Annotated in this window: 6 protein-coding genes; 3 read left to right on the forward strand and 3 right to left on the reverse strand. The window is 58.8% G+C overall.

All coding sequences use genetic code 11. The features are described 5' to 3' along the window. Window positions 1-91: 91 nt before the first annotated feature. Entirely contained in the window at window positions 92-14,110 is a 14,019-nt protein-coding gene (locus tag Enr8_RS16455) for a GEVED domain-containing protein (protein WP_146433541.1), read from the forward strand. 372 nt (window positions 14,111-14,482) lie between these two features. On the opposite strand, the gene Enr8_RS16460 is transcribed toward Enr8_RS16455, so the two are convergent. Both Enr8_RS16460 and Enr8_RS16465 read right to left on the reverse strand, forming a co-directional pair. Beyond that, window positions 14,483-17,209: a hypothetical protein gene (locus tag Enr8_RS16460; RefSeq protein ID WP_146433543.1), complete on the reverse strand. Its 2,727-nt coding sequence runs from the start codon at window positions 17,207-17,209 to the stop codon at window positions 14,483-14,485. A gap of 57 nt (window positions 17,210-17,266) precedes the next feature. Then, window positions 17,267-19,072: a dockerin type I domain-containing protein gene (locus tag Enr8_RS16465; RefSeq protein ID WP_146433545.1), complete on the reverse strand. Its 1,806-nt coding sequence runs from the start codon at window positions 19,070-19,072 to the stop codon at window positions 17,267-17,269. Between the two features lie 580 nt (window positions 19,073-19,652). On the opposite strand from Enr8_RS16465, the gene Enr8_RS16470 reads away from it, so the two are divergent. Next, window positions 19,653-22,085: a dockerin type I domain-containing protein gene (locus Enr8_RS16470; protein WP_186767705.1), complete on the forward strand. Its 2,433-nt coding sequence runs from the start codon at window positions 19,653-19,655 to the stop codon at window positions 22,083-22,085. A gap of 90 nt (window positions 22,086-22,175) precedes the next feature. Here the strand turns inward: Enr8_RS16470 and Enr8_RS16475 are convergent, their stop codons facing one another. After that, window positions 22,176-23,672 (reverse strand): BBP7 family outer membrane beta-barrel protein, encoded by a 1,497-nt coding sequence (locus Enr8_RS16475; protein WP_146433549.1) that lies wholly within the window; start codon window positions 23,670-23,672, stop codon window positions 22,176-22,178. Window positions 23,673-24,050: 378 nt separating this feature from the next. On the opposite strand from Enr8_RS16475, the gene Enr8_RS16480 reads away from it, so the two are divergent. After that, window positions 24,051-26,015, forward strand: a complete 1,965-nt coding sequence (locus tag Enr8_RS16480) for a preprotein translocase subunit SecA (RefSeq protein ID WP_146433551.1) — start codon at window positions 24,051-24,053, stop codon at window positions 26,013-26,015. Window positions 26,016-26,110 lie beyond the last annotated feature (95 nt).

Consider the following 26,110-nt stretch of genomic DNA (forward strand, 5'->3'; position numbering starts at 1 on the left):
TCGCTACACTCGTCGACGTACATCCACAGAACGCAAAGCTGCCCTCAAGAATCACCTGCGTAGCAAGAAGCGAAACAGTGGCACGCGAGCGTTGAACCATGAGCAACTGGAACAACGCCAGGTGATGGCGGCCGACTCGTTCCAGCTCATCGGCATTCAAAACAACGATGGCGACCTGCTGGAAGACAACGAGGTGCTCAACAGCTCGCCGCATAACCTGACCCTGCGGTTTGACGAGAATCACGTCATCGATCCGACGACTATCGTTGACGGCATCCGCATCTACCGCGCGGGCCCGAACAACGTCTTAGGAGACGATGACGACGTCCAAATTGTCGGCAATGGCGCCGCGTTTGGCGGATTCATCGGCATTGGCGACACTCCGAACGAAATCGTCATCCGCTTTGGCGAAGCGTTGCCTGACGATCAGTATCGGCTGGAAGTGACCGAATCGTTGCTGGGTACCGAGACCGCCACCGGCGATATCGACCCCGCACTCGCTTCGAGCACGACGTTCGAGCTGAACCTGGGCGCCCAGATTCTGTCGATCGTTCCGCAACCGATGTCGAGAGACGATCAAGGCAACCTGACCGTCGAAACCGACAAGATCTACATCTACCTGAATGACGACGATCTTGATTCGGAACTAGCCCAGGATCCGGGTTACTACCAACTGTTGTTCCAAGCGACCTCCGGCTCGACCTCCAGCATTCAGAATGGCGAAATCGCCTTCTTCCCGACCGACGTCGAGTACGACGCGGCGCTGGACCGTATCGTGCTCACCTTCTCCGATTCTCTGGACGAATTGGCGACCGGCGCCAGCGGCTACGATCCGACTGCGCCGACCGTCTACCGCCTGCAGATCGGCAGCAAAGAAATCACGTCGAAGGAATGGACCGGTACGCTCGGCGTCGACACCATCAACACGAATACTGACGGCACCGACGCCGGCGATACGTTCGACACGGCGACGGAACTGGTTGGCCCCGGCGTCTCCGGCAACTTGCTGGACGGCAACCATGAGTTCGAGGTCACTCGCGCCGCCCATGCGACGCATTCGGATGGAAACGGCGGTACGGTGTACGACATCGTTGGTCAGATCTTTACGATCGATGACGGAGCCGGCACTGTCATCACGTTTGAATTGACCAACGGCGCAACGACGACCAACCCCGTTGCGGATTCCGCCATCGACATCTCGGCCTTTATCACCAACACGGCTAGCACGCGCGCCGATTTGGCCGCGTTAATTGCCGCCGGAATCGAGAACGGTTTCGCCAGCCTTCCCACGCCTGTTACCGTCGATGTTGACTTGGCCAACGCGGCGCTAAGCGACACTCGCTACAAGATCACCAGCCCGGATGGCCGGCCCAAGATGCAGGTCAGTGAGACGACGGTCGGTTTGATCGTCGACCGCTCGCAGACGATCGTCATTCATGGCGAAATCGAGAACGTTACGCCCTACGAACTGAATCTGCCGGGCGCCTCCGACGAACCGGGCCATCGCGAAGATTACGTCGACCAGCAATCGCATCTCCTCGGCACAGCGGATGACCACGCGGGCATCACCGAATTTCGCTATGGGTTCCCCGTCCAGTACGGCGTCTCGCCGTCACCGGGCAACCCCGCGCTGATTAACGTCATCACCGAAGCGCAAAAGCAGCGTACGCGCGAAATTATGGCGCTGTACAGCTACTATTCCGGCGTAACGTTCGTCGAAGTCGCTTACGATCCTAGCCTTCCCTGGAATGCACAACAGTGGGACCTGGGCGTCGTCACGGGTGACCTGCGCGGAGTCGCGCCCACCATTCCGTCCGCGCCGGGCGGCGTCGCCGGCATCGCTGGCGGCGGGCTGGTCATCATGGACATCCTCGATCACCAGAATGCGGGCGACGATGAGTATGGGGCCGCTTGGCAACGCACGGCGATTCACGAAATCGGCCACTTCCTGGGCCTCGGCCACGCGTACGAACTCCCCCCGACAACGACGCAAAGCGGCGGGGAGAACGACTATGGATTGATTGCGGAGAACATCTTCCCGGGCGACAATGACATCGTCCACATGCAGTACATGTACAACCCTGAGTCGAAGGATATCGATCTTTATAAGCTCGAGATTCCGGAGATGGGCCGCCTGACTGCCGAAATTCTGGCCGAGCGTTTGGTCGATCCTAACACCGGCAACGCGCTCAGCAGCCTGGACGCGTTGATCACGATCTATCAGGAGAACGGCGACGGTACGCGTACGATCATCGCCCGTAACGACGACTACTACAGCGAAGATTCGTTCGTCGAGTTGTTGCTGGAACAGGGGACCTACTACGTTGGCGTTTCGGCCAGCGGCAACAACGCCTACGATCCATCGATCCCCGATTCTGGCTTCGGCGGCAAGACGCAAGGCCAGTATGACCTGCAGATTCGCTTCCGGCCTGATGCGACCAACGCGATCAAAGATACCGGGGCCGAACTGGAGTCGGGCGCCTCGATTCAGGTCCGCACCGACGCTCAAAGCTACTCTGACGGCGACCTCGACTTTGACCTCGACGGGCGAAACACGATCACCATTACCGACGCCGTCGGCGTCGACGTCACCTACGAGCTCGACTTCAAGACCGATCTCAGCGATCCCGATACCGTCTCTGGCAGCAATATCCCCGTCCCGGTCTTGATTGGCGCCGGTTCGTCTTATCGGGCCAGCGATATCGTCGCCGCCTTGGTCGACGCGATCAACAACACGACCGACACCTTCGCCAACTTCAAAGCGATCGCAACCAATGTCGGCAATCGGATCGACCTGTCGAATGTGGCGAGCAACGACGCCGTCGTCTTCTCCAGCCCGATTGAAATGCTCGATTCGCTCCGCGTCTCGGCTGGCGCCTCGGAAGGTGCGGCTTTGGACGGCGACCTGGATGGCGCCGCCGGCGGCAACTACAACTTCTGGTTCCGCGCCGAGACTTCGCATGCCGACGGCACAATCACTCCGCTGGACGAACCGATCGTCATCTACGTCGACAAGACGTCGACCCGCGGCGGCCAAAATATGCCGGCGCTCGACGGTACGCTAGAACGCCCGTTCAACAGCATTCAGGATGCGATCAATTTCGCCGAACAGCGGAACGTCGACTCGATCAATCTATTTGGTAAGCCGGTAGGCGACGTCATTCGGATCGTCGGCAATGACCAGGATCTCGCCTACTACATCGGCTACGACACGACTCAACAGACGACGCTGGAAGATGGGCTGCAACTGATCATTCCGCAGAGCGTCACGGTTATGATTGACGAAGGCGCCATTCTTAAATTCGGCGTCGGCGGCTCCGTCGTCGTCGGCAGCACCTCGGTCACTGAGGATCGCAGCTACGCTTCGCTACAGGTCCTCGGCGTGCCGGAACGTTTCGATCCCTACGTCAACGCCGACAACGAGGTCGTACAAGACGAAGTGCGGACCGGGCGCCGCGTCATTTTCACTTCATACAACGAAGATGGGGTTGGCGATCGCAGCAACCTGCAGTTTGCGCCTACGGCCGGCGACTGGGGCGGCATCTTCTTCAACAACGAAGTTGACCGCGAACAGAGCTTTGGCTCTTGGCAAGACAATGGCATCTTCCTGAACTCGGTCGTCGGCGGCGATTTCCGCTTCGGCGGCGGCGTCACCTCGATCAGTGGCCGGGAATTTACTCTGGCGCCGGTCTATATGGAAGAGTCTCGCCCTGCGTTGTACTTCAACCAAGTCGTTTCCAGCGCCGGCGGCGCCTTCTCGGCCGACCCTAATAGCTTTGAAAAAACGAACTTCCAGGTCTACAACGGCGGCTCGGACTCCGAAAGCTACCGCACCGGTCAGTTCAACCAAGCGACGCCTGACTATTCGCGTTCCGGTCCAGCCATCTTCGGCAACGACTTCGTCGCCGATACTGGCGTGCTAAACGCCGCTAACGATACGGACGATCCGTCGGTTTTAGAGTTGTACGACACCAACTCCTACAACGGCATTGTGATTCGAATCGCCACGCCAGCCGGCAATCAGACCGAAAAGCTAACCGTTACGGCGAATTTCGACGATACCGATATTGTCCATGTGCTGTTTGAGAATCTGCTGATTCAAGGTACTCCGGGCGGTCAGTTCATCGACGAATTCGGCGTTCTACATGCTCGCCTGGACGCGGCGTTGATGATCGACCCGAACATCGTGCTGAAGTCGAACGGCGCCCGAATTGAAGTCGAAATGGGCGCCAATTTCATCGCGGAAGGCTCCAGTGGCAACGAAGTCATCATGACCTCGCTGCATGACGATCGCTACGGCTTCGGCGGCACCTTCGACACGAATGGCAACGGTGTGCTCACGACCGCCGCCGAAGGGGATTGGAGCGGCATCTACTTTGGGCAAACCTCGACCGGCAGTCTGGATAACGTCATCCTGGCTTATGGCGGCGGCAACTCGCGCATCAACGGCGGCCTCGCCTTCTTCAACGCGATCGAAATTCACCAAGCCACCGTTCGCGTCGCGAACAGCGTGCTGGAAAGCAATGCCGATGGCCTTGGCGTCAACGACACTGGCAGCACCCGCTCTGGCCATAGCGCCAACGCGATCGGCACGATCTTCGTCGCCGGCGCTCAACCGATCATCATCGGCAACAACTTCCTTAACAACGAGAGCGCCTCGATCAACATCGACGTCAATTCGTTGAACAAAGACTTGGTGGTCGACACCGGCCGCTCAACCGGCTTCGTCAACGTCACCCCGGGTGTGGGAGACAACCAAGGCGCCCTTGTCCGCTTTAACATGCAGACGAACAATGGCCTGAACGGCATGATCGTTCGCGGCGGCGTGCTGAACACCGAAGGGGTCTGGGACGATACCGACATCGTCCACATTCTGTTCGACGAAATCGTCATTCCGGACCTGCACACCTATGGCGGCCTGCGAATCGAAAGCTCTTCGCGAGAAAGCCTGGTCGTTAAACTGCGGGGCATGGATGCGGGCATTACGGCCAGCGGTACCCCGCTGGATATCGAAGACCGTATCGGCGGCACACTACACGTTGTCGGCCAGCCCGGTTATCCGGTCGTCTTCACCTCGCTGTATGACGACACCGTTGGCGCCGGCTTTGACCAAGACGGCATGTCCGCGGTCGACACGAACAACGACAACGGCGCCCAGGCTCCCGGCCCCGGCGACTGGCGAAGCCTGCTGATCGACGAATACGCGAACGATCGCAACGTCGACACCATTGTCGAAGCGGAAATCAACAACGCCGTTTCCGTTGGAACCAACGGCACTCCGCAAACCGGCCAGGCGCTCGGCATTTTGGCCCCAGATGAATACGCAGGGGATGACAATCGTCGTCTCGGTTTCGAGGTCCACGGCTTCCTGAGTTCGCCTAGCGACGTCGACGTTTACTCGTTTCAAGCCATTCCTGGCACCGAAGTCTGGATAGACCTTGACCTGACGACTTATGCCTTGGATGCGATCATCGAACTGATCGACGACAACGGCAATGTGATCGCTCGCTCAATCGACAACGAAACGTTGTTCGGCTCCAACGCAGCTGCGGACCAATTGAATACGATGCCGAAGTCAGGCATGTACGACGAAGATCGCTGGACGATCAACCCTCGCGATCCGAGTATGAGAATTGTGCTGACCGGCGATCCGACCTCCGGTTCGGTCAGCAACTACCACATCCGCATTCGCAGCAACAGCGACAACTTGGGGACGTCGCAGAACGCCTCCGGCAGCTACCTCGTCAACCAGGATCAGCTCACCAGCGGTCTGACCTCTGGCGTCTATCAAATGCAGGTCCGTCTGCGAGAAATCGACGAATTCGGCGGTTCGACCATCAAACAGGCCGACGTTCGCTACGCGACCAACGGCATCGAAGTACTCGGTCAACCGGCGCACTCGCCGCTGCTGGGCGAATCGGCGGAATCGCCCGATAACAACAACGACACCCTCGGCACGGCTCAGAACGTTGGTAACGTGCTGACGACCGATCGCGACGCGATCAGCATTGCCGGCCAGATTGCGACCACCGGCGACGTCGACTGGTTCGAGTTTGATCTGACTCGCGAGTACCTGCAGTCGATCCCGGGTTTCAGCGCTGACGACTTGTTCGCCAGCCTGATTCTGGATATCGACTACATGGCTGGCGCCCGCGGCAACGCTTCGATCGCCGTCTTCGACGCCAGCGGCCAGTTGGTTCTGGTCAGCAGCGACTCGAACGTCAGCGACGATCAGGCGAACACCCAGTTTATCGCCAATGCGGCCTACGATCCGAATTACGCGCAATTCGGCGATCTGGAACGTGGATCGCTCAGCACCGGCGATCCGTACATCGGCACCATCAGCGTTCCGCAAGGCCGATACTACGTCGCCGTGACGTCGGCGGCCCAGATCCCGGGCCAGTTGGAGCAGTTCTACACCGAGAACCCGACCAACCCGCTGGTTCGCATGGAGCCGATCGACTCGATCCAGCGAATCGTCGAAGAGCACATCGGCGGCAATTCGACGGCAACCGCCGGCGCTCCCGACATCACGACGTTCCTGAGCAGCAATCAGCAGGTCAAGGACTATCACCTGAGCGATATGGTGATGTTCGTCTCGGTCGACGTCGGCAACGAGCGGACCCAAGTCTGGGCGATCAATCCGTTCACTGGGGCGGTGGAAGCTTACTTGGGCGAGTTCGGCTATGATGTTGGCGACATCGCCATGCATCCCGATGGCAGCCTGTACGCCTACTCAATCGACACTGCCGGCGCCAACGTGCCTCAAGCGTCCAGCAACGGCAACTTCCTCCAGATCAACACTGGTACCGGCGCCGCGCAATTCCTTCGCGACGACGGTCTGCAAACCTACGCGTTCGACGTGGAGAACAAGGTTCCGATCGTCGACCACCCCGTTGGCCAAGACCGCGTCGGGTATGGCTACGATTGGAACGCACTCGCCTACGGCTATCTGGGCGGCGCCAATTCAGAGAACCTACGCGGTTACGTCGTGGGCAACCGTGGCGGCGCTATCGACGACCCAGATCGAACGGACGACACCAACATCCTTTATCGGACGGACGCGTCGGAAATCGACGGCAATGGCGTTAACCGTGGCGAGATTCTCGATTCCAACGGCACGAGCAACAACGGCACCGGCAATGGGGGTCGTTATTTCCAAACGGGCGCCGCCGATGCCGTGGCGGTGGGCCAGATCCTCACCCAATTCGACTCACGAACTCCTAGTTCGACCGCGATCATCACGCGAGCTGCCACCACGTTTGACTCCGATGGCGTGACGATCCTGTCCAACTACGTCGATGGGAATATGTTCTCTCTCGACGCGGACGGCGATTCGATGACCCTGGGGGATCAATTCACCGTCGAATTGAATCTTGGCTACGACCTGCTGTTCGACAGCTTCAACCGCACCATTCAGGACAACAACGCAGGCCGCATCACTCGTTCCGGCGGCGTTTTCGCCGCGGAAAGTCAGACGTTCGACGTCGGCGCCGATACCTACGAAACGGTTTACGACGACTTTATCGACTTCGGCGCGTTCACCGGCTTGACCGCCGCCGACGAAGGCTCGATCCTGCGGATCACCGACGAAACAGGCACCGATCTGTTTATCCTGCTGGAAGACAACTCGGATGGCAGCACCACCGATACGGCCTCGATCGTGCCCGCCGGGTTCGATACCGGCCTCGATTCGAGAGCGGTCGTCCAATTCCAACCTGGTCAAAGCGCCGTCGATTTGATGAACTCGATCGTCAAAGCGATCAACGACAACTCCAGCGTCAACAACGCCACCTCCAACTTCGACGGCACCGCCTACATCTCGGGCAACGCCATTGCGGTGGTTGGCGACGCATCGATGGCGATCTCAGGCGGCTTCGGCGGCACGTCGATTAACCTGCAGAACACCGTGGGCGTTGGCAACATCCCGGTGGTTATCGACTTGGCCCCAACCGAACTCGAATACGTTACTGCGATCGCCAATGCGATTAACGGGCAGACCCCTGGCGTCGCCAGCCAGTTCGATACCCGGCTCACGGTGCTCGCAACCTCCGCAGACTTCTCCGGGCTACTGGTCGGTCAAAATGCGTTGACCGTCACCGCAGACACGGCCAATACCGGAGACATCGTTGTCGACATCGGCGCCGCGGACGACGCCGCGACGGTCGCCATGAAGATTGCCGCCGCGGTCGACGCCCATGCATCGTTTACCGCATCGTCGGCCAACGCCTTGGTCACCTTCAATGCCGGCGCCGCTACGGTTACCGACGACGAGATGCTATTCGAGATCGGCGGCATCGGCTCGGGCGGCACCATCACCGGCTTGGCGATTCTGCAAGGAAACATGTACGCCGTCGACGACGCGGGTGGGGTTTTCCATATCTATGGAGCCAACGGCGGAACGTTCGAGAGCGACTATCTGGGCACGATCGAAGATGGCGGCAACCCGGTCAGCTTCGTCAGCTTGGACGCCGGCCCCGACACGATCAGCGTCGACAGCCTGCAAGACGTGCTCTTCGCCATGTCGTCAACCGGGCGGATGTATGCGATTAGGACCAGCATGGTCAATGGCTACGAACAGGCGGACCTGGCGCCGGCCTTCGCCGGCGGACGCACGTCGATCGCATCGCCTGTCGGCGGCACGATCACCGGCGTCGCCTTTAGCACGCTCAATCGAAACCTGTGGCACACCACAACGACTCGCGAAGGAGACGCCGGCCACGGCATCAATGTACCGGTCAGCAGCTATCGCGATGCGGAACAAGGGGGCGCCAGCTTCTGGTTCGGCAACGAACGAGACACCTATCTGCAAGGCAATCCTTACGGTAACGCGACCAACAACAACTACGATCTACCAGGCGGCGCCCACGGTACGTTGATCACCGAAGACTTCAGTCTGTATGGGTATGACGCGACCGATCTGCCGGTGTTGTACTTCAACTACTTCTCTGACACCGACAACGTCAACGGCGATCTGGCGCGTGACGCCCTTCGCGTCTTCATCGCGGGCGACGACGGCAATTGGCAGCAGTTGGCGACCAATAACAACTCGATTATCGCCGGAACGAACAACGATGAGTTCGACCTGAACGACAAAGAGACGCTGGAACCGCGTGCCGCCACTGCGGTCCAACAGATCTACGATAGTTCCGGAACCTGGCGCCAGGTCCGGATCGACCTCTCGACCTTCGCGGGCATGGACAACCTGAAGCTCCGGTTCGACTTCTCGACCGGCGGTCAGGTCAACATCGGCGGCGTTGGCGTCGCCGACAACAACACCGCGTTCTCGGCCGATACTTCCGAAATCCGGGCGCTCGACTCGAACAAACACGTCGACGGCGAGATCTTCTCGGTCCAGGATCCCTACACCGGCGAGATCTACTACTACGAGATCAACAAGGGACAGACCTTCACCACCGGTTCGTACGCCGAATTCAATGAAGGCGACAGCTTTACGCTCGTCTCGGCCGGCGGCGCCGAAACGTTCGTCTTTGAGTTCGACAAGGAAGGGGACGGCGCCAACACCGGCGACGTCGCCATTATGCTGGAGGTGAGCGACACCCCGGAAACGATCGCCGAGAAGATCCGCCAGGCGGTCGACGGTGCGTTCACGGTTCCGGTTCGCATCTTCCGCGACGGCAACGCCATCACGATTCGCGACATCGAAGACATCGCCACCGGCGATCGAACCGCGGTGACGTCGGAAGGCGTCACTCGCATCGTGGTCGATACGAACGGCACGATTCGCGGGCTCGCGATCGAAGGCTTCGAAAGCACCCTTGGCACGACCCCGGTGTTGAACAATATCGACGGCACGGCTGATATCGGCCTCGCTGGCGAGATGACCACCATCATCGATTTGCATGACGATCGTTTTGTCACATCAACTCCCGACGCCAACGGCGAACAACGGATCGGCGACGAAACGATCGCGCAGATCATGCAGTTCATGTTCCATGACACGATGGCCTCGTTGACCGTTCAGGCGGGAACGACCATCCCCACATACCTCGCCTTCCCACGCCATGACGAGTTCGTCTTCATGGTGGGTGGTTACAACGTAACTCGCTACTCCTATCTCGACGCCTCTTCATTGGATGCGATTCAAGCTCGCATCGGTCTTGACGAAAAGCTGCAAGGCGACACGTTCGGCGTGATGCAGGATTTCATCACGTCGGTGAATACGAACAACGGCGTCGTTGACGTGTTCAACACGAACACCGGGCAAAACCGCTCGCGTGAACGGGGCGTCGACAACGCCAACCAGGGCGTCTTTATCGACGACCTGATCATCGGTTTTGCGGAACGTGGCGAAATGATTACCGGCGCCACCGGAAACGCCACCAACTTCATCGCCAACCCAGACTCGATCGTCAACGACACGTTCGTCGGCGAGTACCAACTGGAACTGCGGGAAGGTACCGAGTACGTCTTCTCCGGCGGCCCCTACACCAGCGGCTATAACGCCGGGACCGTCTGGGACACCAACGATCGCCTGTCGTTCTCCAGCACCATTGAGGCGCCCGCCGGCGACAAGATCGCGGACAACGCGCGTATCGAGATCAGCGACGGCGTCGACACGCTCGTCTTCCGTATGTGGGATCTCGACCAGGCGACCGATTTCCCGACGATCCAACAAGACCAGATCGCCGGCGTCTACACGGTCGGCTATCGCGAAAGTTGGAGCGAAGCGGACGTCGCTCGCGCGTTAACCGCCGCGATCAACGACACCACTGGCCAAAAGGCCCGCAACCTGACCGAGTCGACCCGCACCTTTGGCGTCATCGCTCGCGTCAACTCGCAAGAGGCGGCGTTGACCACCAGCGGCCAGATCGATCTGTCGCCGAAGGATCCGTACACCGACGAGGTGATCGTCGGCCTGCTCGGGACGACCGGCGCCGGTACCCTTCGCGTGACGGAAGGCAACAACGACTTCTTCACCAGCGACCTCAGCGGCGATCCGAACTCGTACGCCAACCGAGTGACCAACACTCGCTTGGATGGCGTGACGATCCCGGGTTACGCCGAGTTCCACGCTCGCGGCCAGATTGGCGACAACCCGCTGGCGACCGATCCGAACGACGCTTCGCTCAGCGGCGACGTCGACATGTACCGGGTCGAACTGGGCCTTGGGAACACCATCCAGGTCGACGTCGAAGCGTTGTCGCTCGGTTCGCCGCTGGCGACCGCGATTCGCCTGTTCTACTTCGACGGAACCAATACCACCGAAGTGGCTCTCGAACAGTCGGCGGGCGGCAACGATCCGTCGCTCGTTTACTACAACGATCCGATCACCGGCAACGCTGGTCACTACATTATCGCCGTCAGCCACGATACCAACGTGGTTTACAACCCCATGGTTACGCCGACTGACGATGCGAACAGCAATCGCACCTACTCGGACGTGAAGGGCATGTACGAGCTGAACATCTCGCTGGATGACGGCTACGTCAATCCGTTCGAGTTTGTCGACTACGGCCGTGCGGACGAAGATGACGACCAAAACGCCTTCCGTGATCAGGGCCAGATCATCATCAGCTCCAATCGCGTCTCCTACTCGTCGGGTTGGGGCATCCTGGTTGACGCCGCTCCTCGCGGGTCGGCAGCCGATGGCGGCGACAACCTGCCGAACCAAGGCGCCCCGCGCGTCACTCGCGAGCTGAACACCGCTCGCCTGGCGACCGGCGTAACGATCGTCAACAACATCATTTTCAACAATGACACCGGCGCTATCTTGTACAGCGGCGACACCTCGACGACGGGCCAAGCCCCTGGTTCCGTTCCGGTCGGCCGCATCATCAACAACACGTTGTATGGCGCGGGCGTCGGCGTCGGCATCCAGGTTGAAGACCAGGCCGGCCCGTGGATCGTCAACAATATCATCGCGAACTTCGCCACCGGCATCTTTGTCGAAGCGGACGTCGTGTCGCCGGAACATACGCGAATCAGTCGCACGGCGTTCCGCGACAACGCGTCCAACGCCGGCGGCGCCGCCACCACCGGGCAGTCGCCGATCTTGCTCGCCAACAGCAATCCAGACCCGACAGTACCCGACGCCGATCCGTTGTTCGTCGATGCCGCGAACGGCAACTTCTACCTCATGGCAGGTTCGCAAGTGATTGACGCGTCGATCGACTCGATCGGCGATCGTGATGAGTTTACCTCGGTCTACGGCCCGCTTGGCATCGAAACCTCGCCGGTCGTCGCTCCGACTCGCGATCAATCCGGACAGTTGCGATACGACGACCCATTGCTCAATAACTCGCCCGGCGGCGTCGGCGAAAGAGCAGTCAAAGACCTTGGCGCCCTCGACCGAGCCGATAGCCGCGGACCTAGCGGCAAACTGGTCAGCCCGCAAGACAACGACGCCGCCAACCTGGACCTGGATCAGACCAACGACGTGGTGCAGTTGCTGAATGGCCCGCTAACCAACATTTCGATTCAACTTATCGATAGCAGCGGCCTATCGAGCCAACCGCAGGGCTCCGGCATCGACGACACCACCGTTACGGCCGATTCGTTCTTCGTCCAGAAGATCAGCGGCGGCGAAGTTGAGGACTTGTTCCTTGGCGTCGACTATCGGTTCGCTTATGACGCGACCAACAACGTCATCCGTCTGACCTCGGTCTCCGGCGTCTTTGAAGAAGGGGTCACCTACAAGATCACCTTGAAGAACCGCTTCACCCCAGACGTGGACGAGGCGGTGCTGATCCGCGACAACGCAGGCAACTCAATCGAGCCGAACAAGGTGGACGGCAACGAAACGAGCTTCTTCATTCGCGTTGGCGGTCTGCTCGACTTTGGCGACGCCCCGGATCAGATCGGCGGCTCCGGCTATGGAACCTACGTTGAAAATGACGGCGCCCGCCATCAGATCCGCGAAGGTTTCCACCTGGGCTCCGGGATTGACTCGGAACTGAACGCCAGCCCGCACGCAGACGCCTCTGGCGACAACTTCGACGATGGCGTTGAGTTCGGCGAAGCCAGCACCACGACGTCCGGTTCGCTCTTGCTTGGTAAGGTCAACCAGATCTTTATCACGGCGACTGTACCGCTGAACGAAACCAACTACGGCTTCGTCCAGGCCTGGGTCGATCTCAACGGCGACGGAATGTTCGACAACGAGAACGAACTAGTGTTGGATCGGGCCCTGGGCCAGGACGCCGTCAATGGCGCCAATGGCGGCGCCGGCCAGTTGATCAACTTCTCCGTCCCCAGCGGAACCGCGCAAGACACCGTCATGCGGGTTCGCTACAGCAGCACCGGCGGTTTGAATGTGACCGGGCTGGCGATCGACGGTGAAGTCGAAGATTACGCGGTCACGTTGTCGCCAGGTTTGGACAACCCGTGGCACAACTACACCACCCCGTCCGCCGTTACCCGCGGCGATTCGGCTGTGACCACCCACGACCTGGCGATGGTCTTGTACGAAATCCGTAATCGCGAGTATACCGATCCGAACACGTTCCAATTCGATTCTCCCTGGAATCCTGACACTGACGGTTTCGACACGAAAGCGGCGGAGAACTATTTCGGCCCGCAGGGCGTGCCGGCCTATTTGGACGTCAACGATGACTATGCCGTCAGCTCGGCCGACGTGCAGATCATCCTCGACTACTTCCGGGCTAACCCACAGCAGTTCGATCCAGAAGCGATCGACATGAACCTACTGGATGGCTACTCGCTCGACGTCGTGAATCCGGCCGTCGAGAACACGCCGTTGGTCACGACCCCAACCAGCGAAGAGCAACCGGTCACGGTCGAATCGGTCACGACCGAATCGTTCGCTCCGACGTTCACGACGACTTCGAGTTCGCTCAGCGAATCGACGACGATCTCCTCCAATCCGATGAGCCAGCCGACGGTCGACCTGTTCGGCGTCAGCTTCCAGCAGTCGAGAACGACCGTCACTACTGTGGGCGAGTCGCAATCGGCGACCATCTCGCATGAGGAAATCGACGCGTCGTTCACCGACGAGGTGCTACTCGGCGATTCGTTCGACGCGATGCTGGACTCGGTTGCTGATGACATCAGCGACGCCTGGCGCGTCGATGCGGAGGACGCCGATGACTTTGATGACCTGATCGCCTTGATCAGCGACGAAGAGTAGTCTTCGCCAGTTGCCGACAATTGATAGAAAAGGCCTCCCTGTATGGGGAGGCCTTTTTTATTGGAGCATGATCAGTCAAGCAGGGCAAGGGAGCGGGACGCCAGCCCAATTCCACGCAAGGTAGCCTATCGCGGTCATCCTCGCTCCTTCGCCATCATGGCATCAGGAAAGACTCTCGCAGACTGCTCGGAGGCGCCATCACGGGCAGGAAGTGTCGCCAGACTTGCATTCTCTCGCGATGCATTCGCAGATCACTTGGCCGCAAAGGGGAGATGACCTGGGGCGAAGAACCATCGGCGGTCGACGTATGGAAGCAACCGCAGCAGTGCTCGCGTTCAGATGAGCATCGACCGAAAAGCAATCGCCAAACTATTACGGCAGATCCCAGAAGCCGGACGAGAGATCGGCTTCACCTTCGTCCGACTCTTCCTCAGCATCGCCAAACGAACGATAGAAATCATCGGCGACAACCGCCAGAATCCGATCATCCGCGGTGATGACGCCCAACGTGTCGGCGGGCAAAGTAACGCTCTCGAAGGCGAGAGCTTCTCGCTGTCCGGCGTCCGATTCCGCTTGCGTTTCGGTAGGCGTCGTAAGATTGCCAAGCCCCCAGTCGCTCAGAACAAGACTGGTTGACGTCACGAACGACCGCGAGGCGACTTGCTGCGCAGGCTCCTGCTGCTCTACCAGGGCGCCGGTCTGTTCGCCAGAATCGACGCTGGTCGACGCAACCGACTCATTCACGTCCTCTGGAGAGTTGTTATCGGCGGAGACAAGCTCGCCTTCTCCCGCGGCGCCGTTGCTCTGGGCATGCCGGATCGCTTCCAGCACGCGAATGACATCCATGACGGTGAAGATCCCGTCATTATTTGGATCGAGGAACGGCGCCGGATAGACGTGATCCCCTAGGAAATGCCACGAGTCGGTATAGACCGGATTACTCATCTCAGCCCGGATGGCGTCGAAGTCGGCCATGTCGACCGATCCATCATTGTTGACGTCCCCCAGGTCGATCGGATTTCGCCAAGCCGGCGTGTCGACGCCGACAGCAAATTGATATCCGGTCAACGGCGTAAGTGCGAAGTCCGCCGTCGCGTCACCTAGCACAAAATAGGTGAGCGAGTCCCCGTCAGGGGCCGTGATTTGTAGTTGATAGTCGCCTGCAATGTCGATCTGAAGAGAGAACGCGCCAAAGGCGTCGGTCGTTGCCGACGCCGGCTGTCCGGCCACCAGGTTATCAAGCCGAACGCTCGTGTTTAACTGTCCGGCAACGACAATGTACGCAATTTGCGGCGAATCGAAGGCGACGCTCATTGCCTCGACTTCGCCAGCGTCGAGTTGATCGGTTGTGTATCGCCCAATCAATGTGCCTTGCGAATCAAACGCCTCGAGTCGGCCAATACTGCCGTAATCGCCCCCGATCGCATCGAGCGAGACGCGACTGACGAGATTGTCAAAATCGACGCGCAGCTGTTGTTGTTGGTTCCAATCGGTCAACAACCCGGTTTCGGTCCCGTTCGAGCGATAGTAGCCGAACACTCGCGAACCGGTCGCGGCGTCATTATGATTCAGGGCGAAAACGTCCGGGAACACCACTTCGTCGATGTATTCTCCAAAGGCCGACAACGAAGCGCCCGGCACGCTGGCGTTGATCTGATCCCCGTCGCCAAAATCGTCTGGCTCGACGAAGATCTGCGTCTCGACCGGCATGTCTTGGTCGTCCACCAAGGCGACCGTCCAGCCAGACAGCCCGACTTCGCCCAGATCGAAGACCCCATTGCGGTTTCGATCTTCAAACAAGAACCCGTTGGCGCCCATAGCGACGGTCGGCGTGACCTCGCCCGTCGAACCAGCAAAAACGTCCGAGTAGATGGCGCCGGTTGCATCGATCGCCCGAATCTCGATCGAGTGCTCTCCCGAGTCGGGCAGCGTGATCCGGATATCGATGTCGGCTATGTAGTCGTCGTAGGTTGCGGCCGTCTGCCAAGCGCCGTCGTCAATCCGATACTGGACCTCGGCGACCGTGTTGATTGTGATGTCGTTCTGTAGAAACTGGTTCTGCGATTGCTGTACGCCGGCCGTGTTCAGATTCGGCAAGACGTTGACCGCCGCCTGACCAACAAAGCGATATTCCATCGTGTCGGAATCGAGCGAGCCGCTCCCCTGCAGCGACAGAGGGAGATCCAGAACATCGAAAATCCCATCGCCATCCGAATCCTTCCAGCCGATCGACTCGAACATCGGCGTCGAACTGGTATGAGACTCGTACGCGTTCAGCAGTTGATCGCCCGACAACATCAAGCTGTCGACAATCTGATCGGGATCCGGGTTATTAACGACGGCGTTTGTGTTTTGCGTGTCGTAGTAGCCGCGATGGTCATAGTAGTCTTTGGAGCCGGCATACTCGTCCATCGCCCAGAACTGATGGGCGGTTTCGTGCGCGATCGTGGACGCCGGACGCCCATTGGGAAATGCCATAAAAGCGCCACCGGCGATCGAAAAACCACCGGCGATGCTGCTGGGGTTCTTCCAGAATCCGTCCGCGTCGTTCGAGGCGTCCGCGACGAAGATTGTGAAGGCCCAATCGGTACCTTCGATCTCACGACGTGTGTTATTGAACAGGCGGATGTCTTTGACGATATCGCCGGTCCGCTGGGCCCCGACGTGGTTTAGAAATTCGCCGGCCCAGGTGCTGAACTCGGCCGCTGAACGGCTGATCGGCTCGTAGCGCGTCTCAAACGGCGTATCGGCGTATTGGTAGTTGATGTGGAAGTTGAGTTCGTGGACCGTGTTCTGCGTGGCGAGGGTATCGACCCACCACTGCATCGCTTCGTCGATCTTCGCTTTGGTCGCGTCGATTTCGGCCTGGGTCCAATCCTCGGTACTGACGTCGATTCCGCCGGTCTGCTTCGACTCGAGAAACACGACGGTAACCGACACGTCGCCCAGCATATACTCGCCGGTATCGGTGGGAGCGGCTCCCAGCGGAATGCCAGAGAAATTAAGCCGTGACTCGAGCGATTCGCAGCGGAGCGTCGCCGAGGCCGATTTCCGGCCGCGTAACGCGCGCTCCTTACGAAATCGACGAGCGGAGGACATAGATCAGAAACAACCGTCAATAGGGACGAGGCCAAACGAGACGCAGCGTTAATTCAACTACATTGTCAAATGCGGATCATCGACCGAGAATTCTGCGAACGCTTCGTCAATCTTCTCCGAACTTTCCGGCGACTCCTCGCTGAGCGCCTCCTCGGCGGCGGCGACGATCAACATCGTTTCCAGGTTCCCTTCGCTGACCGTCACGCTGCTCGCGATTTCGGAATCCGTCGTTGCCGATTCCTCTTCCGGAGTCGGTTGCGACGTCGTCGCGGTGCTGGCGGTCGGGCCAGGCACAAACAAAGGCATGTAGGTCGGTGCAGGCGTCGAAATAGGCGAGTCGGCCAGCATCTCGTCTTCGACGTCGACCGATTCGCCCTCTAGGACAAAACCGCTAACGCCCACCGATTCACCTTCCATCAGGCTCGCCCCCGAGTCGAAATAGGGGAAGCCGTCGAAATAGCTGCGAGCCCGATCTCGAGCGTTGAAGACCGTCGTTCCGATGTTTCGCACCATCAACGCCAGGTCGACTAGATCAACGTAGCCGTCATGCGTGAAGTCCATGCGGTAGAGTTGATTGGCGGGCGTCGCCGCCTTGCCGATGTTACGAATGATGTAGGTCAGGTCAACGATCGAGATCGTCCGATCATCATCTAGGTCGTACGGAACAGCAAACAGTTCGGTCGATGGGACGTTGACGCCGCTGACGCCGGTCGTTTCGTAACCGCCGCCGTATTGGACCGTCGCTCCGCCGCCAACAAGCGTGAAGTCCGTAACGACCGGATCAGCGTAATCGCTTGCCGGCGTATTTGCGACGCCATTGCCGAGCGACTGATCGGGGCCAAACAGAATCCGCCCGACCAACACCGACTTGCCATCATTTCCCAAGCCTGAGAGAGGCGTCGAGAAGGTTGCGCTGACTCGATCGGCATAGGAAGCATAGACGGTGTTGGAAGGCGTAAATTTCAGGTCCGAGTTGCTCGTGAATGAAGAGGCGTTGTGATATTCATTGGTATAATCGATCACAACTGAGACCGACTTCACCGAACCGGTTTCCGGGGCCCGGGCGTAGATCTCTACGTAAAAGCTGTCCCACTCGTCGATCCACTCTGCATTGTCAGGCAGAGTCACGACTTCTCCATTCGAATCGACCGTCGTCGGCTGCTTGACGATGCGCATTTCGACATCGACCGGCAATCCCGCTTCAACCACCTCCAGCGTAATCGTCGCCTCGGTGTAGTCGATTTCGTCGGGATCTAAGAAGCCGCCCCCCTCGAGATTGGCGGTCGGGTTCAGGCTGTTAAATTTGTACTCATCGATCCCCCCTTGCTTTGTGTCGGGGAAAAACTCGTTGCTGAGCGGATGCATTGCCGAGATCGTGAACTCACCCAGGGTGTTTTCCGCGACCATGGGAATCGTGAGCCACAGACGCGGCACGCCCGACCCATCGGCGGTTGAGATCTGGAAAGTTCCAATTTCTTCCAGGTAACCATCCACTGACTTCTGCGCGTTGTAGGTCGGCGTTTCTAGCGTGGGCGATCCTGGCCCCTGCAACAGACCGCTGGGCCCCGTGAAATCAAACGCTTCCCCGTCATACTCGATGTCAAACACCGCGCTGGCCACCCCCAACGGGATCGACTTAAAGGGGGTTTCCTCTTCGTCAATATAGTTGGACGGCGGATCGGCGATGTAGCGGAGGTCATCAACGTAGATCTGCAGATTGAACGCCTGGCCTTCGGTGATCGCAGTAATCTGATTTCCGGCCAAGTCGGTCGCACGTAATTCGACGCCGACATAGTTGGTCAATACCTCGCGGGCTTCCAACGTCTCGAACGAGGGACGATATCGACGCAAGCAGTTTGACATGAATGAATCTCGCGATGAGCGAAGATGGAGTGACAACTAAAAGCGGCCGGTTTGATGCGGAAATGCAACTTCCTCACGATAATTGCAACCCGCGCCCTCAACAACAACAATCCCCCCGCTAAACGCGACACAAGGCCGCCTGCAGCGACCATAGGGATTATTCCGGCCGATACCAGGATGGCTGGTCAGAATCTGATGCGCTTATATGGGGCAAAGTTCCCTTTTGGGCACATCACCGCGTCAAATTTCAACGATTTCACAAAAAAATCGTCCAGTTCGGGAACTTCGCATCCGAGGGTTGCGACAAAAAGCATCGAATTGCCGGATCGCCCAAGTAATACCGCCCAGACAAAACGTAGCGATTGGGGCGATTCGAGGAATTTGATTGCGAAGCCGAATTAGCACAACTATCCTGGGCCGCAAGGCTCCCCAGTCCTCCCTGCTTATCCCGTTTAAACACATCCAGAACCGTTGGCTGGCCATGAAAAAGCGAAATAAATCTGCCTCCAAACGCCGTCCGTCGAATCGCCGCTCCTCGCGAAAACCGGCCGTCAGTATGGAAGCCCTCGAACCCCGAGCAATGCTGGCGTCCGACCTCAACGCCTGGCATAACCCGACTCTGGCGCATGACGTCAACGGCGACAATCTGGTCGACCACAACGATCTGGAAATCGTGGTTTCGCAGTTGCGACTCGGTTCCCGCAGTCTTTCCAGCTCTAGCCAGTCGGCAGGCGGGCTGGAAGGGGAACAGGTCGTTTACCTCGACATCAACAATGACGGCCTGTTCACTCCGATGGACCTGAACTCGCTGCTGGGCGAGCTGTTGGAAGCGGAAGACGCCGGCAAGGAATACTCCGCCGCGTTCACGTTCGAGATCATCCAAGAGGACGACATGAGCAACCCGGTCGTCATCGGTACGGCCGTGACCGATTTCGATCCCAACAGCCAAGATCCGATCATCTTCCCAGAGGATATCGAGGTCGAACAAAAGCCATTCACGCTCAACATCTATATTCGCAACACTTCGGCGATTACCGGCGTCACCTTTGGGATGGACGAAAGTCCCGATATTGCGGCCGCGTTCCTCAACATCAATTTTGATTCAAGTATCGTAACGCCCACCGATGCCGGAAGTTTCGCCGCCCCCTTTGACAACGATGGCGGAATCGTCCCCGCCATTGATGGCAACTCGATTGTCAATGCTGGCGGCGGCACCACGTTCAGCGATTCGCAGGTAACCGGGGGCTGGGAAAGCAATCAGTTGCTTTACACCGTCGAATTTAACCCGACGCAGTCCGGCGCCTTCATGCTGCAAGGCGAGATGGCGAATCTTGAGGACGAAAACGACCCGGACCAAAACGCCGCCGCGGTCGTCTTCACCGATGCCCGGATCGAGCAAAACGGGATGGTTACCCAGCTCGACATCGTCAACTTGGCCTTCCCTAAATTTAACGTCACCGTCCTGCAGCGTCCTGGCGCCAACAACGACAGCGTCGACGTCTCGGCCGACCTGGTTAACGAGATCGAAGCGGGCGACACGCGAATCGTCGAAATCGATGGCGTGAATTACCTGGCGATCGACGTCAAGGCGAACGATCTCAACTTCAATGGCGATCCGCTCACCGACGGCTCGGAGGTCGATCTGGCCTTGGGCAATTCGATCGCCATCGACGAGCTTCCCGATGATCAGGCCCTGCAGCAACGGGTAATGATTTACACCCAAACCGATTACGCGATCGCTGGCTTCAGCGACGAGTATCTGGTCTATCTGTTGCCGAGCGACCAATCGGGCGTTGAATCGTTTGAATACATGATCACCGACCCGAATGCAGTCGAGGATCCGACGACGGCGACCGTCACCGTCAACATCGCCCAGGTGCTCGTCGCCGTTGATGACGGCGACGCGACCACGCCGTTCGCCGAAGTCGAGCCGAACCAAACCGTCACGCTGCTTGTTCTGGAAGAAGTTAACGCTCCCGACTTCACTGGCGAAAACCCAGACTTCATCGCTGGCGACGGCATGGAAGACTCGCTTGGTAACATCGTCATTACGGATGTCGCCGGTCAGGCGTTTGACGATGGCCGCCTTGTAATCGCCGCCGACGGCAAATCGCTGGCGTACACGGGGGCAGCGCTTCCAGGCCTAGAAACCTTCACCTACACGATCACCTACGTCGATGACCTGGGCGATCCGATCCTGGACGACCTGAATCAGCCGATTACCGACATGGCGACCGTTACGGTTCGCATTCCGATCAACAGTCGGATCGGCGGAGGCCTCTATTTTGACGTCAACAACAACGGCGCCTGGGATGGCAACGGCTCGACCAGCGCTACGCCGGAACAGTTTATCGGCGGCATCCGGGTTGAGCTGTACGATGGCGGCACGCTGGTCGCCGAGACCTTCTCTTCGGAAGCGGATGGAACGTTCGAGTTCCTCCGCATCGAGGAAGGCACCTATTCGATCAAGATCAACCAGCCGAAGTTCGTCTACAAGTTCGGTACCGGCCTCTCTGGAGCGTTGCCGGCCAATTGGAGCGTGCAAAGCGACGGTTCGGTGGTCATCAGCAACATGACCATCAGCGCCACTGGCGTGCTGGAGTTCAACGGTTTGAACCTCGGTTACCTGGGACGCACCGGCGCCTATCGTGGTTTGGCGGACCAACTTTCCGACGTTGGTGACGAATCGATCACCTTCGCGGTTTCCAAGCAGGCGGACGGTTCCGGCGTGCTAGAATGGTACTCGGTCGACGAAGGTTGGTCCGAACTGGTGAAGATCGACGGGTTCCTGTTCAACTCGACGACCAAGACCGGCCAGGCCGTTCTGCTCATCGATCAGGATGGGGATTCGGCGACCCCGGACGTCGTCGCTCCGATCACGTTCTCGCCGAACCATCCGAACTTCGTCTTGATCGCCGATACGGATGACGCCGTCATCTTTATGCTTAATGGCGATATCGAAACGATCGTCGATCACCTGTCGACCGTCGACGTCGCGTTCTCAGACTTCTAAACGCAACTTCGCTGACGTTCGAGTTTCAAGAAACGAACAGAGCCGGCCCTTTTGGGTCGGCTCTGTTTTTTGTTGTGGATGCGACTTCGCTTAGTAGTGGAAGTCGACGCCAAAGGTCATACCCAAGGCCCAATAGTCGTCGTCGCCGAAGGCGAACACCGGGTCGCCGCCACTGGGATTGATCGTCCCGGGGATGGCGCTTTGAGCCAGTGCGACATCGCTGACATAGATGTAGGTGCAACCGACCTTCAGGTCGACGTTGCAGGTCAACGCGTAGATCAAGTCGAGCTGGCCTTCCGGGATGAAGCAGAAGACGTCTCGCGAGTAGCTGCCGATATTCGAGTCTTGAGCGTAGACGCCGCCGCTGAAGATGTCGACCGTGCCGAAGACGTCTTCGGTTCGCGAACCGTTGATCGCCATCCGCTGATGCATACCGCCGATCGCAATCTTGCCCATCGCTCGCCAGGTAAACGGGCCATCCTGGAAGTCGAAGATCAAACCGAATTGGGCGCCGTTGAACTCGTTCTTCGCTTGGAAGATGTCGTTGTAGCTAACGACCGTTCCGACTGGGAACGAACCGCCGCCGACAGACGTAAACTGGGCGTTGTTCGACAAGGCGTCGTCGATCCGGGCGAAGTAGTAACCGGTCACAAAGTCGACCCGATTCGCGTGGCTCGTGTAAAGGTGCTTGGTGATGAACGCGTCGCCGGTGTAGAAGTTGTTCGTCTTCCGAATGTCGACCGTCGTATTGTTGGCCGCGTTGGCGCCGACGGTTTCGGCGATCACGATCGACGAGTTGGCGCTGGTGTTCGTGTTAAAGAACGGGTAGGCCAGCACCGGGAACTGCGTCGAAGTGGTGCTGATGCCCAACACTTCTCGCTCCAAGGCGAGGAAGCTACCGCCGACCGACCAGTTTTGATAGTCGTCCAGCCATAGCCCCGTGGTGATCCGGGCGCCGGTCAAAGCATGACCTTGCTCGGAACCGCCAAACAAGATCTGCGTCGACGGATCGCCAATCACGCCCTGGGCGCCAGGATCGCTGGTCGTCAGCAGCGGCGGCAGGTTCGAGCTCTTCCGCCACATGACCAGCAAGTCGGCCGAGCCGTAAACTCGCGGCGGCAGATCACAGTTGTTGCATGAAGCGTCATGCATCGTTTCGTGGTAGGGCGAACCCTCCATAACGCTGTCGCCGTACTCTTGTCCGGGGACATATTGTTCGTATTCGATCGGGGCGCCGTGCATGGCGGGATCTTGATATCCGGCCGGGGCGACGCCTTGGTATCCCATTGGCGCCGCGGCATTGCCGGGCGCAGGTCCCATGGGACCATACGGCATCGCATAACCTCCACCCATCGCCGAGTAGCCGGCCGGCGCGCCGTACCCAGGCGCCGCTTGCGGCGGATAGTCTGGGGCATTCGGCATTTGGGCGCCGACTTGCGTCGAGAAGAGTGCAACGGCGGATAAGGCCGTCGACAGAATCAACTTTTTGGGCTTCATGATCTTTGCTCGCACGCTACGACTACTAAACGTGTTCATGCCATGCGCCGGGGCGATGCGGATTGAGCCGCAAGCATGAGGCGAATTCAAGGTGGTTTCTGGCGAGACGAAGACTCCGCTTCGTCATCGTTTAGTCACGTCCGTGGCTCTCGCGAACCGCCTCCGCTCACCGAGCGTAATGCGGTTGTCCTGGACGTATTAGTGATGTCGGCGAAACCGCCTGTAGCGATTAAGCAAAAGCACGCTTCAGCCGTCATAAACCGAATTATCGATCGGTCGCAGGATGGCGATCGGCAGGCCAGGGGAGCTGCGCAGACTTTGCGGCGGGGCGAATGAAAAAGGCGCTCCGGGCAGATCTTACCTATTTTAACGGCAGCAATCCCATACTTTCCGATTTCTAGACGGTAGGAACCTTTGCGACAGGAAGTCATACTAAATAGCTGTCGCACATTCCTTCCAAGAGACCTCATGACGACGCAAATCGCCGAATCCCGTTCCTTTCGAGCCGATCCCTTCTCCCAGGCCTACAGCGTGGTGACGGGCCGCGGCTTGGGGCGTTTTGTCGCAGAACTCCCCAAGATCGAGCGTTTTGAAGAAGAGTTCAAAAACAAATCCGACCGGGAACTTCGGAAATATAGCCTGGGTCTCCGCCATCGCGCCAAAAGCGGCGAACCGCTAGCACGCTTGCTTCCCGAAGCGTTCGCTCTCGTCCGAGAGGCAGGGCGGCGAACCATTCGCATGCGGCATTACGACGTGCAGTTGATCGGCGGCATGATCATGTTCAACGGCGCCATCGCCGAGATGGAAACGGGCGAAGGCAAAACGCTGACCGCCACGCTCCCCATGTATCTCTACGCGCTGCCAGGCAATGGCGCCCACCTGGCGACGGTCAATGATTATCTGGCCCGCCGCGACGCCGAAATCATGCAGCCGCTGTACGAAATGCTGGGCATGTCGATCGGCGTGGTTGAGTCGCAAATGCAGTCCGACGCGCGTCGCAAAGCGTACGCCTGTGATATCACCTACGGCACCTCGAAGGAGTTCGGGTTCGACTTTCTGCGCGATCGCCTGCTGATACGGCAGATTCGCGAACAAGGGCTTGGCGTGCTTGGCGCTTTAATGTCAAAAGACGAAGAAACGAACGAGCAACCGGTGCAGCGCAGCGCCTATTTCTGCTTGGTCGACGAGGCCGATAGCGTTTTGATCGACGATGCCCGGACGCCGCTGATTATTAGCTCGATCCCAGGCGAAGCGGAAGAACGGGCGGTCGCCTGTTTTCGTTGGGCGGCCGAGAAATGCAAGGAATTTGACGAAGACGACCACTACGAATACGACCACGACCGCAAGTCGGTCGAACTGACGATCGAAGGCCGGTTGTTGGTACGCCGACTGCCGAAACCGCCCGAACTCGATTCGGTCGGTCTGGTCGATCTGTATGACTATATCGAGCGAGCCATCAAGGTTGCCCGCGACTTCCACTTCAACCAGCATTACGTCATCAACGAAGGAGAGATCGTCATCGTTGACGAGTCGACCGGACGTTTGGCCGAAGGGCGAAAGTGGAGCGGCGGCATCCATCAGGCGATCGAAGCCAAAGAAGAAATCGAAGTGACCGTCGCCACCGGCCAAGCGGCGCGCATCACCGTGCAGGACATGTTCATTCGCTATCGCCACTTGGGCGGCATGACCGGCACCGCGTCAACCTCGACGGCCGAGTTCAAGAAGATCTACAAGCTCAACGTCATTCGCTGTCCCACCAACCGTAAGGTCCAGCGACAAATCTGGCCCGACCGCGTCTTTGGCACCGAAGACGCCAAGTGGGCGGCGATCATTGAAGAAATCCGCGAAATTCATGGCCAAGGTCGCCCGATTTTGATCGGTACCCGCACGATCGAGAAAAGCGAGCACCTGGCGAAACTGCTGGAAGCGGAAGGGATCGAGCACGAAGTCCTCAACGCCCGGCATGTGGCGATCGAAGCCGAGATCGTCTCCCGCGCCGGCGCTCCCGGCAAGGTGACCGTCGCCACCAACATGGCGGGCCGCGGTACCGACATCAAGCTTTCCCAGGAGATTAAAGACCTGGGAGGTTTGCATGTGATCTGCACCGAACTTCACGACTCGGCCCGGATCGATCGTCAGCTGGTCGGACGTTGCGGCCGCCAGGGAGACCCCGGCAGCGTGCGTCAGTTCATGTCGCTCGACGACGATTGTTTGCGCATCGGGTACGGCCCGATCCGCGCCGAAAAGCTGGCCGCCATTGGCGAAAAGGCGAGCGGTGAACTCAATCAGTACGCTTCGCTCTTCCGCAAAGCGCAGCGGAAAATCGAACGTAAGCACTTTGGCGACCGCAAAGTCCTGCTCTATCACGAAAAGATGCGGAAGAAAATGCACCGCGAAATGGGCCAAGACCCCTACCTAGACTCCCCAGATTAACATCGCGACCCGCATTTTCGTCGCATCCGGAACGAAATCGCAATTCAGAACGTCTGAATTGTTTGGGCCAGTTCGCTTGCGCTTTCGTACTGAAG

This window comes from Blastopirellula retiformator (assembly GCF_007859755.1).
Classification (GTDB): domain Bacteria; phylum Planctomycetota; class Planctomycetia; order Pirellulales; family Pirellulaceae; genus Blastopirellula; species Blastopirellula retiformator.